Genomic DNA, 1,707 nt, shown 5'->3' on the forward strand with positions numbered 1-1,707 from the left:
CGCGCGCTCGATCTTCGCGCGTCGGAGCGGTTCCTCGTCGCTGGGGTCGCCGTTGACCACCGAAATGCCGCGGTCGGTGAGCACCGTCGCGGCCTCGCGGTCGCTGGTGACGACGACGAACTCCCGGCCGCTGTCCGCGAGTTCGTCGACGATCGGTTCCGTCAGTTCGCCGTAGCCGAGCACGAGGATGTGCTCGTCGAGCAGTTGGAGTTGTGATTCGGTCATCTTTCCGAGTGTCTTGGAAATGCGGTCCTGGATGACGGGACCGACGAGGGCCCCGATGGCGATACCGAAGCTGGCAACGCCCAGAATGAGCACGGACATCGTAAACAACATCCCCTGTACCGATCCGGGGTTCGGCGTCACATCGCCGTAGCCGACCGTACTCGAGGTGATCAGCGTGAAGTAGAACGCGTCGAGGATGGTGTTGATGCTGTCGAACTCCTCACGGAGCGCGTAGCCGCCGATGGTGCCGTACAGCTGGACGCCGACGAGCGACGCACCGGCCGCGATCTGCGTCGTCGACAGGGCGAGCGGTTTGTCGAACCGCTTGCGGGTCACCAGCAGCGTCGGCATCGAAACGAGCGAGAGGACGACCAGCGGGAACGAGTACGGGCTCGACTGGAGCAGTCCTTGCGCGGCAGTCAGCGGGAGCAACAACAGCGACGCCCACCAGCCGACTCGGAGGCCGCGTCGGAGCGCGAGCGCGCTCCCGACCATCATGAACCCGGTCAGCGCGCCGGTGAAGGCGGCGGCGCTCCGGACCGCGACGGGGACGTATTCCTCGAGCGGGCCGCCCACGGCGTTGGTCCCGATGTTGACGACTGCGGTCCCAACGGAGAGCAGCGCGACGAGCAGGACGAGCACGATGGCTGCGCGCGTCGTGAAGACTCGCCGCCAGTTCTCGGGGAGTCGCGCTCGAGGCGACCGGCTGTCGACCATACACACCGGTCGGCCGTGGTGTTAGTTAAACGTCTCCGTCTCGCTTCCGGCCGGGGCCGTGTACCGAACCCGGAGGGGACGCTTCTGCCGGTGCAAATTTAACGATCCCGTCCCACTCCTCCACAATGCAATCGATTCCGGGCAATCTACCGGTCGAAGTGCTGCTCGGCCTCTACCTCGGTCTTCTGACCGGTATCGTCCCCGCGTTCGTCGCCGGCTCGCTCGGCTTTCTCGTGCGGTATTTCACCGGTGTGACGATACCCGGGTTCGGTGTCGTCGTCCTCGCGCTATCGATCGCCAGCGTGCAGGGCGGCCTGTTAGGACTCGTCGAACCGACCATCGCCCAGTCACCGCGGCTGCTGATAGCCGTGCTGGTCGTCCTCATGCTCGCACTGTACGCCCACAATCAGGGCGATAAACTCGGCGCGGAGCTCCCGCGCCGGCTCTCCTTTACCCGTCTCCGGCAACGGACGCTCTCCGCCGACGTCGTCGAACTCGTCGGCTCGGTCGGGCAAGTGACGGTCCGCCCCACCGGTGAGATCCGCGACATGGAAGGCTATCCCCCGCTGTCGCCGTCCCTCCGAGAGGCCCTCAAAGCCGGCTCGTGGCGGCTCCCGGCCGATCTCCCCCTCTCGGAGCTCGAGGCCCGGATCGAGGAACGGCTGCGGACGGACCACGACCTCGCGGACGTCGACATCGCCATGGACGAACGGGGCCGGGCGACTATCGTCGCGGCACCACCGTCCGGAACCCTCTCGCGACACG

2 protein-coding genes are annotated in these 1,707 nt (G+C 66.5%); one reads left to right on the forward strand and one right to left on the reverse strand.

The window, feature by feature from the left end; genetic code table 11:
- The coding region (locus PGX04_RS33460) for an ion channel (RefSeq protein WP_273742412.1) at window positions 1-942 on the reverse strand (942 nt) is incomplete at its 3' end.
- Window positions 943-1,067: 125 nt separating this feature from the next.
- Here PGX04_RS33460 and PGX04_RS33465 point away from each other — a divergent pair.
- Window positions 1,068-1,707: DUF8167 domain-containing protein (locus PGX04_RS33465; RefSeq protein ID WP_465263871.1), on the forward strand; the 640-nt coding region annotated here is incomplete at its 3' end.

This window comes from Natrinema soli, assembly GCF_028618695.1.